This is a genomic window from Streptomyces sp. NPDC057565, assembly GCF_042801455.1.
Classification (GTDB): domain Bacteria; phylum Actinomycetota; class Actinomycetes; order Streptomycetales; family Streptomycetaceae; genus Streptomyces; species Streptomyces yanii.
This window is the reverse complement of sequence record NZ_JBHVFU010000002.1, coordinates 658,000-673,997: the sequence shown is the minus strand read 5'-3', so window position 1 is coordinate 673,997 and position 15,998 is coordinate 658,000. Positions and strand designations below refer to the sequence as shown.

The 15,998-nt window shown below is 69.6% G+C and carries 11 protein-coding genes, 4 tRNA genes and 1 pseudogene; 8 read left to right on the top strand and 8 right to left on the bottom strand.

The features are described 5' to 3' along the window. Window positions 1-81 precede the first annotated feature (81 nt). Window positions 82-1,713, top strand: a complete 1,632-nt coding sequence (locus ACFU8W_RS07120; protein ID WP_384032900.1) for an adenosine deaminase — start codon at window positions 82-84, stop codon at window positions 1,711-1,713. A 402-nt stretch (window positions 1,714-2,115) separates the two neighbouring features. Here the strand turns inward: ACFU8W_RS07120 and ACFU8W_RS07115 are convergent, their stop codons facing one another. Next, window positions 2,116-2,451: a DUF6221 family protein gene (locus tag ACFU8W_RS07115; RefSeq protein WP_384032898.1), complete on the bottom strand. Its 336-nt coding sequence runs from the start codon at window positions 2,449-2,451 to the stop codon at window positions 2,116-2,118. Between the two features lie 1,708 nt (window positions 2,452-4,159). Between ACFU8W_RS07115 and ACFU8W_RS07110 the strand changes: the two genes are divergently transcribed. The 3 genes and pseudogenes from ACFU8W_RS07110 to ACFU8W_RS07100 form a co-directional block, all read left to right on the top strand. Beyond that, window positions 4,160-4,816, top strand: coding sequence for a YeeE/YedE family protein (locus tag ACFU8W_RS07110; RefSeq protein WP_384032896.1), 657 nt, complete (start codon window positions 4,160-4,162; stop codon window positions 4,814-4,816). Then, window positions 4,816-5,232, top strand: coding sequence for a YeeE/YedE thiosulfate transporter family protein (locus tag ACFU8W_RS07105; RefSeq protein WP_266990003.1), 417 nt, complete (start codon window positions 4,816-4,818; stop codon window positions 5,230-5,232). Before ACFU8W_RS07110 ends, ACFU8W_RS07105 begins: the two co-directional genes overlap by 1 nt. Before the next feature lie 478 nt (window positions 5,233-5,710). Continuing rightward, window positions 5,711-6,068, top strand: a pseudogene (locus tag ACFU8W_RS07100) (hypothetical protein); the annotation flags it as partial. 163 nt (window positions 6,069-6,231) lie between these two features. Here the strand turns inward: ACFU8W_RS07100 and ACFU8W_RS07095 are convergent. The 4 genes from ACFU8W_RS07095 to ACFU8W_RS07080 all read right to left on the bottom strand — a co-directional run bounded on the left by ACFU8W_RS07095 (window position 6,232) and on the right by ACFU8W_RS07080 (window position 11,710). Further along, a tRNA-Lys gene (locus ACFU8W_RS07095) sits at window positions 6,232-6,307 on the bottom strand. 91 nt (window positions 6,308-6,398) lie between these two features. Beyond that, window positions 6,399-7,919 (bottom strand): amino acid permease, encoded by a 1,521-nt coding sequence (locus ACFU8W_RS07090; protein WP_384032894.1) that lies wholly within the window; start codon window positions 7,917-7,919, stop codon window positions 6,399-6,401. A gap of 295 nt (window positions 7,920-8,214) precedes the next feature. Then, complete coding sequence (locus ACFU8W_RS07085; protein WP_345512503.1) at window positions 8,215-10,419, bottom strand: DEAD/DEAH box helicase; 2,205 nt, start codon at window positions 10,417-10,419, stop codon at window positions 8,215-8,217. Window positions 10,420-11,359: 940 nt separating this feature from the next. After that, the gene (locus tag ACFU8W_RS07080; protein ID WP_030929660.1) at window positions 11,360-11,710 is read right to left on the bottom strand and encodes a metallopeptidase family protein; all 351 of its coding nucleotides are present in this window, start codon (window positions 11,708-11,710) and stop codon (window positions 11,360-11,362) included. Window positions 11,711-11,822: 112 nt separating this feature from the next. Here ACFU8W_RS07080 and ACFU8W_RS07075 point away from each other — a divergent pair, with 112 nt between their 5' ends. The 4 genes from ACFU8W_RS07075 to ACFU8W_RS07060 all read left to right on the top strand — a co-directional run bounded on the left by ACFU8W_RS07075 (window position 11,823) and on the right by ACFU8W_RS07060 (window position 13,807). Then, complete coding sequence (locus ACFU8W_RS07075) at window positions 11,823-13,346, top strand: metallophosphoesterase (RefSeq protein ID WP_384032891.1); 1,524 nt, start codon at window positions 11,823-11,825, stop codon at window positions 13,344-13,346. 176 nt (window positions 13,347-13,522) lie between these two features. After that, window positions 13,523-13,595 (top strand) — tRNA-Glu (locus tag ACFU8W_RS07070). Window positions 13,596-13,633: 38 nt separating this feature from the next. After that, window positions 13,634-13,708, top strand: a tRNA-Asp gene (locus ACFU8W_RS07065). A gap of 22 nt (window positions 13,709-13,730) precedes the next feature. Then, window positions 13,731-13,807 (top strand) — tRNA-Phe (locus ACFU8W_RS07060). 38 nt (window positions 13,808-13,845) lie between these two features. Here ACFU8W_RS07060 and ACFU8W_RS07055 read toward each other — a convergent pair. The 3 genes from ACFU8W_RS07055 to ACFU8W_RS07045 are packed head-to-tail and all read right to left on the bottom strand — an operon-like array spanning window position 13,846 to window position 15,911. Next, the gene (locus tag ACFU8W_RS07055) at window positions 13,846-14,694 is read right to left on the bottom strand and encodes a cytochrome c biogenesis CcdA family protein (RefSeq protein WP_384032889.1); all 849 of its coding nucleotides are present in this window, start codon (window positions 14,692-14,694) and stop codon (window positions 13,846-13,848) included. After that, entirely contained in the window at window positions 14,691-15,488 is a 798-nt protein-coding gene (locus ACFU8W_RS07050; protein ID WP_384032887.1) for a DsbA family protein, read from the bottom strand. Before ACFU8W_RS07050 ends, ACFU8W_RS07055 begins: the two co-directional genes overlap by 4 nt. A 60-nt stretch (window positions 15,489-15,548) precedes the next feature. Beyond that, a complete protein-coding gene (locus tag ACFU8W_RS07045; protein ID WP_345512506.1) occupies window positions 15,549-15,911 on the bottom strand; it encodes a hypothetical protein in 363 nt (120 codons plus the stop codon). Window positions 15,912-15,998 lie beyond the last annotated feature (87 nt).

Genomic DNA, 15,998 nt, shown 5'->3' with positions numbered 1-15,998 from the left:
GTGATCACTCGGCCGGGTGGTCCCGGCCAGGTGCCCGCCCGTCGCGCGTTCAGCGCCGTCCGAAATCGGGATCATGCGCAGGTGATCTCCGTGAACCGCCGCTCCGTGCGCCGCCCACGTGGCCCTCTGGCCCCGATCGGTCTCGGCGCCCTCGCCGTCCTGACCCTGCTGCCGGGCTCGCTGCCCGCCGCCGCGCAGCCGGTGGCCGCCACGCGGTCCCCCGCTGCCGCACCCCTGCCCGCACCCACCCATGGGGAGTCCCTGGCCTCCGCGCGGCTCACCGCGATCCAGCACGATCCGGCCGCGCTGAAGGCCTTCTTCACAGCGCTGCCGAAGGGAGGGGACCTGCACAACCACCTGTCCGGTGCCGTCTCGACCGAGTACCTCATCTCGCTCGCCGCGGAAGACGGACTGTGCATCGACGGGACGACGCTGACCGCGGTGCAGCCGCCGTGCGGCCCCGGCCGGCGACCGGCTTCGGACGCCTTGTCCGACGGCCCCTTCCGCCGCTCGGTGCTGCAGGCGTGGTCCATGCAGGACTTCCCGCCGGGGCAGTCGGGGCACGACCACTTCTTCGACACGTTCGGGAAGTTCGGCGAGGTCACCTGGCGCCACCGGGGCAAGCTCCTCGCCGAAGTGGCCAACAGCGTCGCGAAACAGAATCAGTTCTATCTGGAGACGATGGTGACCCCGGCGTCCGACGGCGCGAGGGACCTGGCCGCCGAGGTCGGCTGGGACCCGGACCTGACGAGGCTGCACAGCAAACTGCTGGCCGGCGGCAAGCTCGACAAGCTGGTCGCCGAGGCGAGCCGGGAGACGGACGAGTCCGACGCGGAGTTCCGTACGGCAGCACAGTGCGGCACGCCCCGCGCGGAGGCCGGCTGCCGACTTCCGGTGCGGTGGATCTCCCAGGTCTCACGCGGCAGTTCGCCCGAGCGGGTCTTCACACAGATGGCCCTGGGACTGCGCCTCGCCGAACGGGACAAACGGTTCGTCGCCGTGAATCTGGTGCAGCCGGAGGACTGGGACAGCTCCCTGCAGAACTACAGCCTTCAGATGCGGATGCTCGACTACCTGCACCGCGTGTACCCCAAGGCGCACATCACCCTGCACGCGGGCGAGTTGTGGCCCGGCCTGGTCAAGCCCGAGGACCTGACCTTCCACATCGGTGAGGCCGTGAACGTCGCTCACGCCGAGCGCATCGGCCACGGTGTCGACCTGGTCCACGAGGACAACTGGCGGCAGCTCGCCCGCACCATGGCCGCACGGCAGATCGCGGTCGAGGTCCCGTTCAGCAGCAACGCACAGATCCTCGGGGTCAAGGGCGCCGACCACCCCTTCACGACCTACCGCGCCTACGGCGTGCCCGTCGTGCTGGCCACCGACGACCCCGGCGTCTCCCGGATCGACATCAGCCACGAGTACCAGTACGCCGCCACGACGTACGGCCTCGGCTACCGCGACCTGAAGGACCTCGCGCGGGCCTCCCTGGAGTACGCCTTCCTGCCGGGCGCCGGCCTCTGGCAGGGCAACCCGACCCGGGACGGCTACCGTCTCGCCGGCCCCTGCCGCCACGACAGGCCCGGTACGGACAACCCGCGGCAGCAGTGCCGACGCCTGCTGGACGCCAGCGCGAAGGCGCGGGTCCAGTGGCGCCAGGAAGCCGCTTTCGCGGCCTTCGAGCGGCGGATCACCACCATCACGGCAGGCTGACGGACACGCACCCGCTCCGGAGGGCGCCGAAGCGGCCCCGGCGTACCGGCCCTGCGACCTTGCCTTTCCGGGCGGCGCAGCCATCCCTCGGTGTGCCTTTGCGCCGGGTTGCAGCGGGAGGTCCCGTTGTTACCACCTCTCGCCACCAGTGACATCCCAGGGGCACAGCACGCTGGAAGGAGTGACCCCATCGTGAGGGTCGAGGCGCTCGCCCTCATGGGGAGGTACGCGAGCGCCGACCGCAGGAGCGGGCTGGTTCCCCCCGTGCCGGCTCGCTCCTGCTCGCATACGGCAGCCCGGGTGTCCACGTGGCAGTCGCGCCCGGGCCGCCGTCGCCAGCGGGACGACTGGTAAGCCGTTCTCCCAAGAAGAGCTCACAAGCCGACCGTCAACAGCTCCCTTTCATCGTGGACGCCACTCCTGCCGGTAGTCGGGATGCCGCGCATACGGCTGCGCAAGCAGCGCCAAGGCATGGCTCAGCGCAGCGGCCTGACCTTCCAGCCGGGCGGCATCGACGAGGTCGTCCGTCTGCACCGGAATACCTGTCGCCATCATTTCCGTGACCCGTCGTGTGGCCCCGGCAGCCAGGACGGTTGCCCTCTCGCAGGCATCCACGACGGCCTGCCTGGAATTCACGTCGGCGACGACCGACTGCCAGTTCTGCATCCGACGCGCCATCGCGCTCTGGCGTTCTTCCGTGTAGCGGGCCCGCAGAAAGTGGATGAGGTCATCGATCAAGGCAGTCCTTCGGAGCAGGAAGGGCCGCTGTTCGGGACGGCCCCTGTGAGCTCCTCTAAGTCTGCGCGCGGAGAGGGGAATGTGTCACATCAGGACATTAGATACCACAGCACCCCATCGACGCCGCACCGGCATTCACGCATGAGCGGGGCAGTCCTCCGGTCCGGGAGTGGTCAGCTCAGGCACAGCACAAACACGCCGACTCGCGGAACGGAGGCGGCGGCGTACTGCCGACGCGTGAGGTCAGGCGCGGGCGGCGTGGATGGAGAACGGCGTGTGCCGGGCAGACAGCGCCGACGACGTCCGTCACGAGACGCGGTATCGCTGCCGGCTTCGGGCTCGGCATCGCCTGCCGCCCTGGAGTTCCAAATTCGGGCTTTCATGATGCAATAACCGACACCTCCACACCAAAGTTAGCGAAGTACGCATAGTCGACTGATTTCATCATGCCGGGCTTTTCACCCAATTGACGAGCCGGGCCCACCAGTCACCCCTCGATCGGCCTGGTGAACCCTCCGGGCGCCGAGGGGCCTGTGCGTGTCGCGGCGACTCGCCCCGCCGGGCCGGCACCGATTCCGATCGAGTCGTCGCCTCCACTGCGCACGCACCCCTGCGCTCCGCAGACTCACACATGCACCGCTGAGCCGTCGGCACGCCCATGAGTACGTGGTCCACATGTCTCCCGCAGCCCTCATAGGTCATCTTCCGGCACGACCGACAGACAGCACGCTGGCACATAATTCTTCTCCATTAGCTCTTCATTTGAGATTCACGATATTCACGCCACCATCACAAGGGGCTCCATTATTTTCACCCTCTCCGCAAACAGCCGACTTGCACCGGCACGGGCCGCGGCCATGGGGTCGAATAGTGATCCAAGTGACCTCATTACGGGTTGCAAATATCCGGATATGAGGGGTAGACGCTACATATCCGTCGCGCGGAATATCTCACCAAGTAGTGTCAAGTGGTCCGATTGAAAAATACCCTGAATTTGCTCGGGACATCGAAACAGTGATTGCATCACGCCCGGTCGGCGGAATGGAGGCGCAGAGCCTTATTGTCACTGCCCGTCACCGCGTTGCTTTGCAGATCGTCGACCGAGCGCGGCGAGGGCAAGAATCGAGAACGGCAACCGCTCTCCCCGAACGGGTGGTGTGCGCCGATCAGGAGGGAGCAACGTGAGTTGCTCACACGCCGCGGGATGCCCCCTTTTCCCCCTGCTCAGGGCGAGCTTGGCAGGTTGGCGCGAACACTACTGCGACAGCGACAATCGGTGGCTCGACTGTGCGCGCTACCAGGTGTCACTCACCGGCGAGCGCGTGCCAATCGGCTTGCTGCCCAATGGAGCCCGCGCGCGACACCTCGAAGACGTCGCCGAGGCGGACCGGTCCGGCGCCGCCAATCCGGGGGAGGTGCCCCGGCAGGCCCCGCAGCCACGGCCCGATCCGTGGTCACCGGAGGCCGCGTCCTGGTCCCAGCCGGCACCGGCACACCCATATGAGCAGTCAGAACCTGGAACCGTGACACCGGGGGCCACGGCCCACTTCGGGGCGACATCTCCGCCGGCACCTGTCTGGCATCACCAACCGTCACCGCCCCCACAGATTCCCCAGCCTTCAAACAGCCCCGCTGGACGAGCGCGGCAAGCTCCCAGCTCGAAGCGCGGCTGGTTGGCTCGATTTGCCGATTGGATGAGAGGACCCGCATGAGTACCTACTGGCCCTGGTGGGCGGGCGCTATCGGGCTCGCTCTGGTCACCATCAATTACACCCTCATCACCGATCGGTCTTTCGGGGTGTCGTCCGCGTGGGATCGCGTGCTGCACTGGCGCCGCGAACGCCACCTCGAGGAGATGGACGAGGAGTTCGCCGACGATCAAGCTCTCGCTGAGGCGCTCGCCGCAGCTACGACGGAGCACTTCGGCACCGGCACCGGCGCGTCCACCCTGCCACAGGTTCCGTACGGGAATTCACAGCCACTCGAAGCGGATACCGAACCAGCGGCGAGCGAGAGCCCCGCGGCCACAAGCATGCGTCCGGCCCCGCTGGTCACCCAGGCTGCCCTGCTGATATCGATCTTCCTCGGCGGATTGATCGCCGCGGTCACCTCCGGGCGGTTCCACCTCCGCTACGACATGGGCCCGGGTTTCCGGAGCCTGGTCACCGCCAATCCGACCACCATGATCGCCCTGCTGTTCGTGGGAGGCGTGCTGGTCGGCTTTGGCACTCGGCTGGCCGGTGGGTGCAGCTCCGGCCACGGACTCAACGGCTGCGGCCGTCTACGCCCGGTCAGCATCGTCGCGACCGCCGTCTTCTTCGGCACCGCCATCGCGGTGTCGTTCCTCCTGTGGAAGGTGATCTGATGCGTACCCGGGGCGCGATTCTGCTGGCCAGCATCATCACCGGACTGGCCCTCGGTTATACCGTCACCAACATCGGCTTCGGCGACTACGCCGAGCTGAACCGCATGTTCACCTTCCAGGACCTGCGCATGCTCCTCTCCTTCGCCGGCGCCGTGGTGATCATCGTGTGCGCATTCGCTCTGCTGCGGGTCCGCCGCACCCCAGGGCGCATCCACGCCGGCGTGATCCCCGGCGCGGTGCTGTTCGGTACGGGCTGGGCGATCTCGGGTGGGTGCCCTGCAATCCCGATCATCCAGGTCGCCAGCGGATACCTGCCTGCCCTGGTCACCATCGTCGGCGTCATCGTCGGTATCCGGCTGTGCCGCTGGGCCAACGCCCGATACTTCCACCTCGACCGCGGCTCCTGCGGGCTGTAACCGAGGACACCCACCGACACGAGCCGTGGGGGCAGGGGCTCTCGCTTCGACGATCCCCCCGGCCTCACCGAGGTCCGGTGCCAGGAGAACTACCGCGAGGAGTGACGCCTGGGCAAGCCCGCCTTGCTGTTCTCCCACGCCGAGAAGCAGGAGAACGCTTCGGCGGTTCAGGGCCGTTGACCAGGAAGGCGGACAAGTCATGCTGACGGAAGTCGCCTTACAGCACAGGGCGACCCCGGGATCGCCCTGTGCGCCCGGGGCGGGCTGCCCGCACCAGCGGCCACGGACGACGGCAACGAGTGGGTCGACGGGTTCTGCCGGCTCTGCTGCGGCCGGCGGTGGACTCGCGTCCTGTGGATCGGCCCCGCGAGTGCCGTCGGCGCCCAAGTGCCCATGTACGCGTGCCGCCTCTGCATCCGCGCGTTTCAGGAACGGGTCTGACAGTCCCTCCTCAGCAGGGACGAACCGGCTCGCCCTGACCGGCCGGGGCATCGACGTCCTGCTCTCCGCCCGCCGCGTCGGCCCGACCGGCAAGACGTACGGACTGGACACGACCGAGGAGATACTCGCCCTCGCCCCCCGAACAGCGAGCGGAGCGCGGCGATTACGTCGGCTGTGTCGCCGGTGCGCCGTCCTTCGCCGAATACCGCGCAAGCCTTGAAGCCGCCGGCTTCACCGGCATCGAAATCACTCCCACCCACTCCGTCGCGGACGGCATGCACTCCGCCATCATCCGCGCCACCAAGCCCGCAGCTCCGGACATGGCTTCCTCGAGCGACCCCACCCTGACCGTTACGGAAGTCCAAGAGATGTGGGCGTGCGGCTGCCGGAGCTGAGGCCACGCCAGGAGGGCCATCCGTCCTCCTGGTCCCTGCTCACTGCGGCCTTCCAAGGCACATCCGCTCACGCAAGCGTCCGAAAACGAGGCAGCGCCCGACTCGGCCGAAGCCGAATCAGGCGCTGCGTAGCAGGTCAGAGGGTGTTTCCCTCCCTCGCCACTGGTAGGCCGTGTGGGACTCGAACCCACAACCAACGGATTAAAAGTCCGCTGCTCTGCCAATTGAGCTAACGGCCCTCGGCGAATCACCCCTGAGCATAGCCCGCCGTGGCCCGGCAGCCGATCGGGTATCGGCTGTCGGGCCCGTCGAGCTGCCTCTGGGGGTCGTTCATTCGGCGATTATGTCCGCACTCGTGCGCTTGTGATCCGGTTTGAGGAACCAGTGACGGGCCGACACGACCCACCACGTCGCCGCGAAACCCAGGACGACCAGGACGGCGATCGGGGCGTAGTTGAACGTCTCCCAGGTGACGGGGGACAGCTGCGGCAGCATGAAGAGGACCGTGATGACGCCCACCCACACCACCGCGACGATCCCGATGGGCCGGGACCAGCGACCGAGGTGCCAGGGGCCCGGGGTGAAGTCGTCGCCGCGCAGGAGGCGGAGCAGGGTGGGGATGACGTACGCGATGTAGAGGCCGATCACCGCGATCGAGGTCACTGCGGCGTACGCGGTGACGTTGATCAGGTACGGGAGACCGAGGGCCAGCGCGCCGAGTGCGGCGAGCCAGACCGCGGCCACAGGGGTGCGGGTGCGGGGGCTGACCGTGTGCCAGACGTGGGAGAACGGGAGTGCGCCGTCCCGGGAGAACGCGTAGATCATGCGACTGTTGGCGGTCACCGACGCCATCCCGCAGAACAGCTGCGCGCCGATCACGACCAGCAGCAGGAGCTTGCCGGTGGTGGCGCCGAGGGCGTCCAGGAGGATCTGGGCGGGCGGGGCGCCGGTCGGGGAGTTCAGGGCTCCGTCGTACGACTGGATGGCGAAGGTGAAGCCGAGCAGGAGGACGAAGCCGGCGATCCAGGAGGTCCAGATCGACTGGACGATGCCGCGCGGCCCCGCCGTCGCCGCGTCGTGGGTCTCCTCCGTCATATGGGCGGAGGCGTCGTAGCCGGTGAAGGTGTACTGGGCCATCAGCAGGCCGATCATCACGACGTAGAAGCCACTGCCCCAGCCGGTGTTGTTGACGAACTCGGTGAAGACGAACGACGCCGACTGGTGCGAATCCGGTACGAAGGTGAGGGCGCCGACGATGACGGCGACCCCGAGGACGTGCCACCACACGCTCACGCTGTTCAGGATCGCGACGATGCGGACCCCGAACGTGTTCAGGAGTCCGTGCAGCAGCAGGATCGCGGCGAACAGCAGGATCGTCCGGCCGGGCGTCACCTCGAAGTCGAACTGGAGGTTCAGATAGGCCCCGAGGAACGATGCCGCCCCGAAGTCGATCCCTGCGGTCACCGCGACCTGGCCGAGCACGTTGAACCAGCCCGTGAACCAGGCCCAGGCCGCCGCCGAGCGCGGCGGGGCCAGCCGGTGCGCCCAGAAGTAGAGCCCGGCGGAGGTCGGGTACGCCGAGCAGATCTCCGCCATCGCCAGGCCGACGAACAGCGTCATCAGGCCGACGCCGACCCAGCCCCAGGTGATGACGGCGGGGCCCCCGGTGTTCATGCCGAACAGATACAGCGTCAGGCAGCCCGAGAGCACCGAGATGATCGTGAACGAGACTGCGTAGTTGGCAAACGCCGACATACGCCGGGCCAGCGTCTGCGTGTAGCCGAGCTGCGCGAGACGCTCCTCGTCGGAGGCGCCCGGCGGTGGCTTGTCCTCGCCGATGTCTGTTGTCATGACCCCAGCGATGCCCTCGCCCCGGAGTACGCATGCCGCCGCCGTGGTTACGACTGGGAAAACATGGCGCAGCACGACGCAGGGGCGCGGCCCGCAGGCCGCGCCCTTGCATGGAGGAGTCACCCCCGAGGAGGTGTGTACGGCAGGCGAGCCCGGAGTACATCCGCCGGCCGCCCCGGTCTTCACCCGTGCCGCGAAGCGGGTCCACCCGTCAACCGAAAGCGGGCCCAGCTCCTGGAGAGCGGGCCCGCTTTCGGTTCACTTGCTCAGCTGTTCAGCGACGTGCGCGTGAAGGTCAGCCGTTGCGCTTCCAGCGCGGCTTGTCGTCGCGGCGGCCGAAGGAACCGGTGTTGGTGCCGGTGCCACCGCGGTGGTCGTCACGGCGGCCGGTCGGACGGTCGCTGCCACCGGAGCGGAAGCCGCCCGAGGGACGGTCGTCCCGACGGTCGCGGTTGAACGGACGGTCGCTGCCACCGGAGCGGAAGCCACCGGACGGACGGTCGTCCCGACGGTCGCGGTTGAACGACGGGCGGTCGTTGTCACGGTTGAAGGACGGGCGGTCGTTGTCGCGGCGGAAACCACCCGACGAACGGTCGTCACGACGCTGGAAACCACCACGGTCACCACCGCGGTCGTCACGACGGTCACGGTTGAACGACGGGCGGTCGTTGTCGCGGCGGAAACCACCCGACGAACGGTCGTCACGACGCTGGAAACCACCACGGTCACCACCGCGGTCGTCACGACGGTCACGGTTGAACGACGGGCGGTCGTTGTCGCGGCGGAAACCACCCGACGAACGGTCGTCACGACGCTGGAAACCACCACGGTCACCACCGCGGTACCCACCGCGGTCGCCGCCCCGGTCGTCCCGACGGTTGTCCCGGCGGTCGAAGTTGCCGCGGTCGTCGCGACGGTCGTCGCGCGCTGTGGGCTGCTCCGGTACGGAGACGGCGGCCTCGATCGCGGCCTCGGCCTCGGCGGCGACCTCGGCGACTGCTGCCTCGGGGTCCTCGCCCCGCTCGCGCGCGGCACGGGCGACCAGGCGGTCGGCCTCCTCGCGGAGCTCACCGGCGCGGCGCTGGACGCGCTCCAGCTGCCTGGTCAGGTCGGCGACCTCGCGCTCCGCCTGCTTGGCGGCGTTGTTCGCGGAGTCGGCCTGAACCTCGGTCAGCGAACGGGCGCCGGTGATCTCGGCGACCTCCGGGTCGAAGGCGCCCGCGCCGCCGACGATGTGGCGCGAGGCGTCGACGCCCGCGTCCTCCATCAGGCGGAAGATCTGGCGACGCTGGTGCGGCAGCGCCAGGGAGACGACGACACCGGACTTGCCGGCACGGGCGGTACGGCCCGAGCGGTGCAGGTAGTCCTTGTGGTCACCGGCGGGGTCCACGTTCAGCACCAGGTCGATGCCGTCGACGTGGATACCGCGGGCGGCGACGTCGGTCGCGACGAGCGCGTTGACGTAACCGTCCTTGAAGTCGGCGAGCACGCGGGTACGGGCACCCTGTGTCATGCCGCCGTGCAGCGCGTCCGCCTTCACGCCCGCCTCGACGAGCTGCTCGGCGATGCGGTCGGCGCCCAGCTGGGTGCGGACGAAGATGATCGTGCGGCCCTTGCGGGCGGCGATGGCGGAGGTGACCGGCGCCTTGTCCTTCGGCTTCACGACGAGGACGTGGTGCGTCATGGTCGTGACGTTGCCCTGGGCGCTGTCGACCTCGTGGCTCACCGGGTTGCTCAGGTAGCGCTTGACCAGCGTGCCGATCTCGTTCTCCATGGTGGCGGAGAAGAGCATGCGCTGACCGCCGACCGGAACCTGGTCGAGCAGCTCGGTGACCTCCGGCAGGAAGCCCAGGTCGGACATCTGGTCGGCCTCGTCGAGGACGGCGACCTGGACGTTCTCCAGGGAGCAGGCGCCCCGGTTGATGATGTCGCGCAGTCGGCCCGGGGTGGCGACGAGGATGTCGACACCGCGCTCCAGCGCGTAGATCTGGTTGCCCATCGACGTACCGCCGCAGACGACCTTCATCTTCAGGCCGAGCACGTCGCCGTAGGGCTGCAGCGCGTCCGCGACCTGCATCGCGAGCTCACGGGTCGGGGTGAGGATGACCGCGCGGGGCTTCTTCTTCTCGGTGTGACCGCCGGCCAGCGTGGCCAGGGTCGGCAGACCGAAGGAGAGCGTCTTGCCGGAGCCGGTACGGCCGCGGCCCAGGATGTCCTTGCCGGCCAGCGCGTCCGGAATGGTCGCCGCCTGGATCGGGAAGGGCGCGGTCACACCGTTCTGCGCGAGCTTGCGGACGATGCCCTCGGGCAGGCCCAGGTCGGCGAAGGTGACGGTCGGCTCGGAGTCGGTGGTGGCCTCGGTGGAGCCGGTGAAGTCGACGGACTCGGCCGTCTCGATCGGCTCGGACACCTCGGCGGCCTCGGCCACTACGGCCTCGGCTTCGGTGACAATCTCGTCGTTCTCGGGCACGACGGTGTTGTCAGAGCTGAAATTGGACATGCGAAATGCGAAACCTTCCGGAGTCTCGGCACGCGCCCATAACTCCGTGATTCGCAATTTCGACCGCCTCAATGCGGTCCAGCCACGGCAAGGGAGAGTACGCGCCACACGGCGCTCTTCTGTGTCGGCGCCGGGCAATGGGATCAAACGATCTACCACCATACGCACTCGCACCCCCATCGCGCAAACCGCACGCTCCGGACCACCCGCTACACCGGCCCCACCTGGGGTGATGCCTCGGGAGTCCGCAGCGCCTCCATGTCGTCCGGCGCACTCATCGCGTCACTGCGGAACTGCGCGGCCGGAGACTCGGAGGGGGCCGGAGACGGATCCGAGGGTTCCGGATCAGGTGAGCCCGACGGCTCCGGGGTGACCGGCGCGGACGGATCGGAGGGCACCGACGGCTCCGCGGACGGCCCCGGCTGCTGCGGCCCCCCGCCCCCCGATGAGGACGGCGCCGGCAGCTGCCCGCCCCGGGTCGGCAACGGAGCACCGGACCCCCCGCCCGCATGCGCACCACCGGGTCCGGCCGAGGCACGCGCCGACGCGCTCGGGCTCGGCGATTCGGCGGTCTCCCGGTCGGAGTGCGCCTCCGCGCCCCCTCCGGTACGGGCCCGTCCCGTACCCGCCGCCGTGGAGCCGTCCGGTTCACCCGACGAGCCCCTCCGCTCGGCCGACCGCGACGGGGTCGGCTTCCCGCCGTCGTCGCTGATGCTCATGCAGCCGGTGGACGCGGCAATCGTCACCGCGGTGACGGCTGCCCATCGGACAGGGGCGGGCAACTGGCGCACGGGTGGCACCTCCGGGAGGCGAGGAGCGAAGAAGGGCGGGAACGGACGGGGGCACTGTGCCCAACTCCCGTTCCCCCGCAAGGGACACGCCCCACGCGCCACCGACCCCTTCGCCGCCGGCCTCTTCGCCGCTGCCCTCCCGGGCGTACTCAGCCGTAACCGAGCGCGTGCAGCCGCTCGTCGTCGATGCCGAAGTGGTGGGCGATCTCATGGACAACCGTGATTTCCGTCTCGGCCACGACGTCCTCGCGCGACTCGCACATCCGCAGCGTCGGCCCCCGGTAGATCGTGATCCGGTCCGGCAGCACCCCGGCGTACCACTCGCCGCGATCGGTCAGCGGCGTGCCCTCGTACAGCCCGAGCAGCTCCGGATCACCGGGATCCGGTTCGTCCTCGACAAACACCGCGACGTTGTCCATCAGCCGCGTCAGCTCCGGCGGAATCCGGTCCAGGGCCTCGGCGACCAGTTCCTCGAACTCTTCGCGCGTCATCTCCAGCACACCGCCATTGTCACGTACCCCCCGCCCGACCGGCCCCGGACCGCCGTCCCCCGCCCTGTCCCGCAATCCCGCGCCCCGCATGGCCGCCCCCGAACCCGGGCATACGCGCCCAATGGTCCGCGCCTCCTTCCGCGCCGCAGTCGCCCGCATCCGCCATCACCACCACCCCCGCTCCACCGCCCCCGGCAGTGGCCTCGCCCCCGCTCCGCACCCCTACGGGCGCGCGCTGGGTCTGATCGCCGTCGTCGTGTTCGGCGCCTGGCTGGGGCTGCTGGTCGTCGGCAGTGTCCGTACGCCCGTCGGCCCGATGGACACCACGATGGCCCTGCGCCCCTCCCTGAGCGGCGGCACGAAGATCAATGTGGCCCCGCTCGGCGCCCTGGAGCTGGACTCCCACATAGCCCCGGTCCGCCTCGACGTGCAGGTCGACCGGCTGGACCCGGTGCGCTCCGGGGCCCTGGTCCAGCACCCCGAACGGCTCGCCGGACTCCAGCAGGAGATATCCGCGGACGTCTCCACCGGCACCCGTGAGCTCGCCGTGCGCTCCGTCGTCGCCGTCGTCTCCGGTGCGACCGCGCTCGGTCTCGCCGTCTACCGCCGCCCACGCCGCGCGCTGGCCGCCGGTGGTCTCGCGCTCGCACTGCTGGCCGCGTCGGGCGTCAGCGCCTACGCCACCTGGAATCCGAAGTCCGTCCTGGAGCCCAAGTTCTCCGGGCTGCTCTCCAGCGCTCCCTCGGTGGTCGGCGACGCCCGCTCGATCGTCACCGACTTCGACGTCTACCAACGGGAACTGGCCCGGCTGGTCACCAATGTGACCAAGCTCTACGACGCCACATCGACGCTCCCCGTCTACCGCCCGGACCCCGCCACCCTCCGCGTCCTGCATGTCTCCGACATCCACCTCAACCCCGCGGCCTGGCAGATCATCGGCTCGCTGGTCAAGCAGTACGACATCGACGTGATCATCGACTCGGGCGACACGATGGACCACGGCTCCGCCGTCGAGAACGGCTTCCTGGACCCGATCCGCGACCTGGGCGCGCCCTACGTCTGGGTCCGCGGCAACCACGACTCCCGGATCACCCAGCGGTATCTGGGGCGGTTCAAGAACGTGCGTGTGCTGGACGACGGCCGGGCCGTGAACGTCGGCGGGCTGCGGGTGGCGGGCATCGGGGACCCGCAGTTCACCCCGGACCGCTCGCTCCCCGCCCAGGGGGCGGCCGCCGAGCGGATGGCGGGCATGCGGCTCGCCTCCTCACTCCGCAGCCAGGAACAGGCCGGCACCCCCGTCGACATCGCCGTCGCCCATGAGCCGGAGGCGGCCCGCGAGACGGACGGCACGGTGCCGCTGATCCTCGCCGGCCATGTGCACCACCGGCAGAACGAACTGATGGAACTCGGCACCCGGCTCAAGGTCGAAGGCTCCACGGGCGGCGGCGGGCTGCGCGCCGTACAGAACAGGAAGCCGGAAAAGGTGCGCGCCTCGGTGCTCTATCTGGACCGCGCGACTCGCCGTCTGCAGGCCTGGGACGAGATCACGCTCGGCGGGCTCGGCCTGACGACGGCCGAGGTCAGCCGCCATCTGCCGGGCGAGAACCGACCCGGAGCGACCCCTTCGCCTATTCGGTTTGGCTGACACCGAAACGCCGTAGTACAGTCTCCGACGTGCCCAAGGGCGCCGGTCAGGGCTTGACCGTTCTGAGACCCCAGAGGTTGAAGGAGAAGCGGAACCTCTTGAGGGGAAGCGGAGTCACATGCTTCTCACGTCCCCCGCCCGGGTGACAGGCGCAGAAGCAGCAACACTGCAGTTCTGCCCTCATCGTCTAGTGGCCCAGGACGCCGCCCTTTCAAGGCGGTAGCACGGGTTCGAATCCCGTTGGGGGCACGCACCACCTTGTGCGACACTTAGTCGCACAAAAGCTTGGTCCTGTGGAGCAGTTTGGAGTGCTCGCCACCCTGTCAAGGTGGAGGCCGCGGGTTCAAATCCCGTCAGGACCGCTGCAGCTCGTAAGTGCTGCGTGGCTGGGTAGCTCAGTTGGTACGAGCGATCGCCTGAAAAGCGATAGGTCGCCGGTTCGATCCCGGCCCCAGCCACCACCCGAAGGCCCCGTCCACCGGACGGGGCCTTCGCCGTGTCAGGCCTCTTCCCGCTCCGCGGAGTTCCCGTCCCGGCGGCGCCGGGCCCGCACCCCGAGAACCAGCAGCGCCACCGCCACCACCGTCACCAGCGCGGCCGCGTCCGGCACCTGCTCGCCGATCCGCTGCGCCCACTGCTCGACGGCGAACGAATCGTCCACGTCCAGCAGTCCGGGCAGCGCGGTCGTCCCGTCGTACGCCAGGAACAGTGCGCCAAGACCGATGAAGAACAGCCCCGACAGCGCAGTGGTGGTGTGCAGTTCGAAGCGGCCGAGCCGGAAGGCACGGCCGCGCAGCCAGGCGCGGCGCCCGAGGTCGAAGCGCTCCCAGACCAGCGCCAGCAGGAACAGCGGGACCGCCATGCCCAGGGCGTAGACGGCGAGCAGCAGTCCGCCGTAGACCGGGCTGGCGCTGACCGCCGCCACCGTCAGGACGCTGCCGAGAATCGGTCCGGCGCAGAACCCGGCCAGCCCGTAGACGGCGCCGAGGGCGTAGACCGACAGGGCGGTCGTCGGCCGGATCCGCCCGCTGAGGGCCGCGATCCGGCGCGAGGCGAAGCCGAGACCCACGATCTGGGCCACGCCGAGCCCGATGATCAGCCAGCCGGCGCCGAGGACCAGCTGGTCGCGGTGGCTGTAGAAGAGCCGTCCGGCGTACGAGCCCGCGGCGCCGAGCGGCACGAGGGTCGTGGCCAGACCCGCGTAGAAGATGCCGGTACGGGCCAGCAGCCGCGAGGCCGTGTCGATGGAGTAGGCGAAGAAGGCGGGCAGCAACAGGGCGCTGCAGGGGCTGACCAGGGCCAGCAGCCCGCCGAGGAAGGCGGCGAAGTAGCCGATGTCCATCGTCACTTGTCGGTGCCCCCGGAGTCACCGGAGCCCTTGGAGCCGCCGTCCCCCTTGGCGTCCTTGGTGTCGGCGGCCTTGTCGGCCGCCGCCTGGATGACCTGCTCGAAGACCTCCACCGGCTGCGCTCCGGCCAGCGGGCGGCCGTTGATCAGGAAGGACGGGGTGGAGCTCGCGCCGATCCCGTACCCCTCCTCCTGGTCCTTGCTCACCGCGGCGGAAGCTGCCGCGCCGTCCGCGTCGCGCACGAACCGGCCGAGGTCCCGCACCCCCGCCTCCCTGGCGAGCGCCTTCAGCCGGTCCTTGCCGAAGCCCTTCTCCTTGACCCCTTCGGCGTAGGCGGCTGCGTGGAACTGCCAGAAGCGGCCCTGCTGCCCGGCGGCCCAGGCGGCGCGCGCCGCGGCCTCGGATTCGGCGCCGAAGATCGGGAAGTTGCGCCACTCGATGCGCAGAGTGCCGTTGGCGACGTACTTCTTGATCAGAGCGGGTTCGGTGTCCCGGGCGAACTTGCCGCAGTAGCCGCACTTGAAGTCGGCGTACTCGATGAGGACCACGGGTGCGTCCGCCCGGCCCTGCGCGAGTCCGTCGCCGGCGTCGCGGCGGGCCAGCTTCGCCAGTTCCGGGAAGACGCCGGCGTCCGGGTCGGCGGTGACATCGGCGACCGCGGTCGAGGAGGAGCCGGAGCGGTCGGCGGGGGCGGTGGCGCGGTAGGAGATGAAGCCGAGCAGCGCGGCGGCGAGGACGACACCGGTGCCGTAGAGCAACGGCTTCCTGGACGAGGAGGTTTTGGGCGTGGGCATGGCGAGACTCCGTGCTCGTGGTGCGGAAGGGGGTAAGGGACGACCGGGCGGCGGGCGCCCCTATACCCGCAGTACGGAGAGTTCCACCGAGGAGGGCGCGGCGCACTCCGGACCGCGCAGCCCGACGCATGTGCACGGCTCCGCGGACCCCTGCCAGGGGGTCGCGCTCAGCCCCCACTCGGCGAGACCGGGTGCCTGGTCGTGCGCGGCACGGGCCCGGACGGGCACGCCGGGCTCGGTGTCGTCGTGCGTCGTGCCGTTGCCGCAGCCGGGCACCCCCTGACCGTCGACGGCCGGGGCGGCCACCGCGGTGCCGGACTCCCCGGACGCGGTCGCCGCCGTCCCCGCCGTGGCGGGCCCGCAGAACAGCCCCAGCGCGACCGCGAGCACCGCCACCAGGCAGCACCACTGCGTACGGGACACGGGCGACGGCCTTTCCACTGCGGTACGAAGATCAGTTGTCCGAAATGGTACGTGCTGTGATCGGGAGCTCCCCCGCAGTCACCGCGG

What these genes read in the sequence shown, in the direction of transcription:
- ACFU8W_RS07075 (WP_384032891.1), top strand. Translation starts at nt 11,823, where the DNA reads ATGGTCCGCGCCTCCTTCCGCGCCGCAGTCGCCCGCATCCGCCATCAC.
- ACFU8W_RS07090 (WP_384032894.1), bottom strand. Translation starts at nt 7,919, where the DNA reads ATGACAACAGACATCGGCGAGGACAAGCCACCGCCGGGCGCCTCCGAC.
- ACFU8W_RS07050 (WP_384032887.1), bottom strand. Translation starts at nt 15,488, where the DNA reads ATGCCCACGCCCAAAACCTCCTCGTCCAGGAAGCCGTTGCTCTACGGC.
- ACFU8W_RS07085 (WP_345512503.1), bottom strand. Translation starts at nt 10,419, where the DNA reads ATGTCCAATTTCAGCTCTGACAACACCGTCGTGCCCGAGAACGACGAG.
- ACFU8W_RS07105 (WP_266990003.1), top strand. Translation starts at nt 4,816, where the DNA reads ATGCGTACCCGGGGCGCGATTCTGCTGGCCAGCATCATCACCGGACTG.
- ACFU8W_RS07110 (WP_384032896.1), top strand. Translation starts at nt 4,160, where the DNA reads ATGAGTACCTACTGGCCCTGGTGGGCGGGCGCTATCGGGCTCGCTCTG.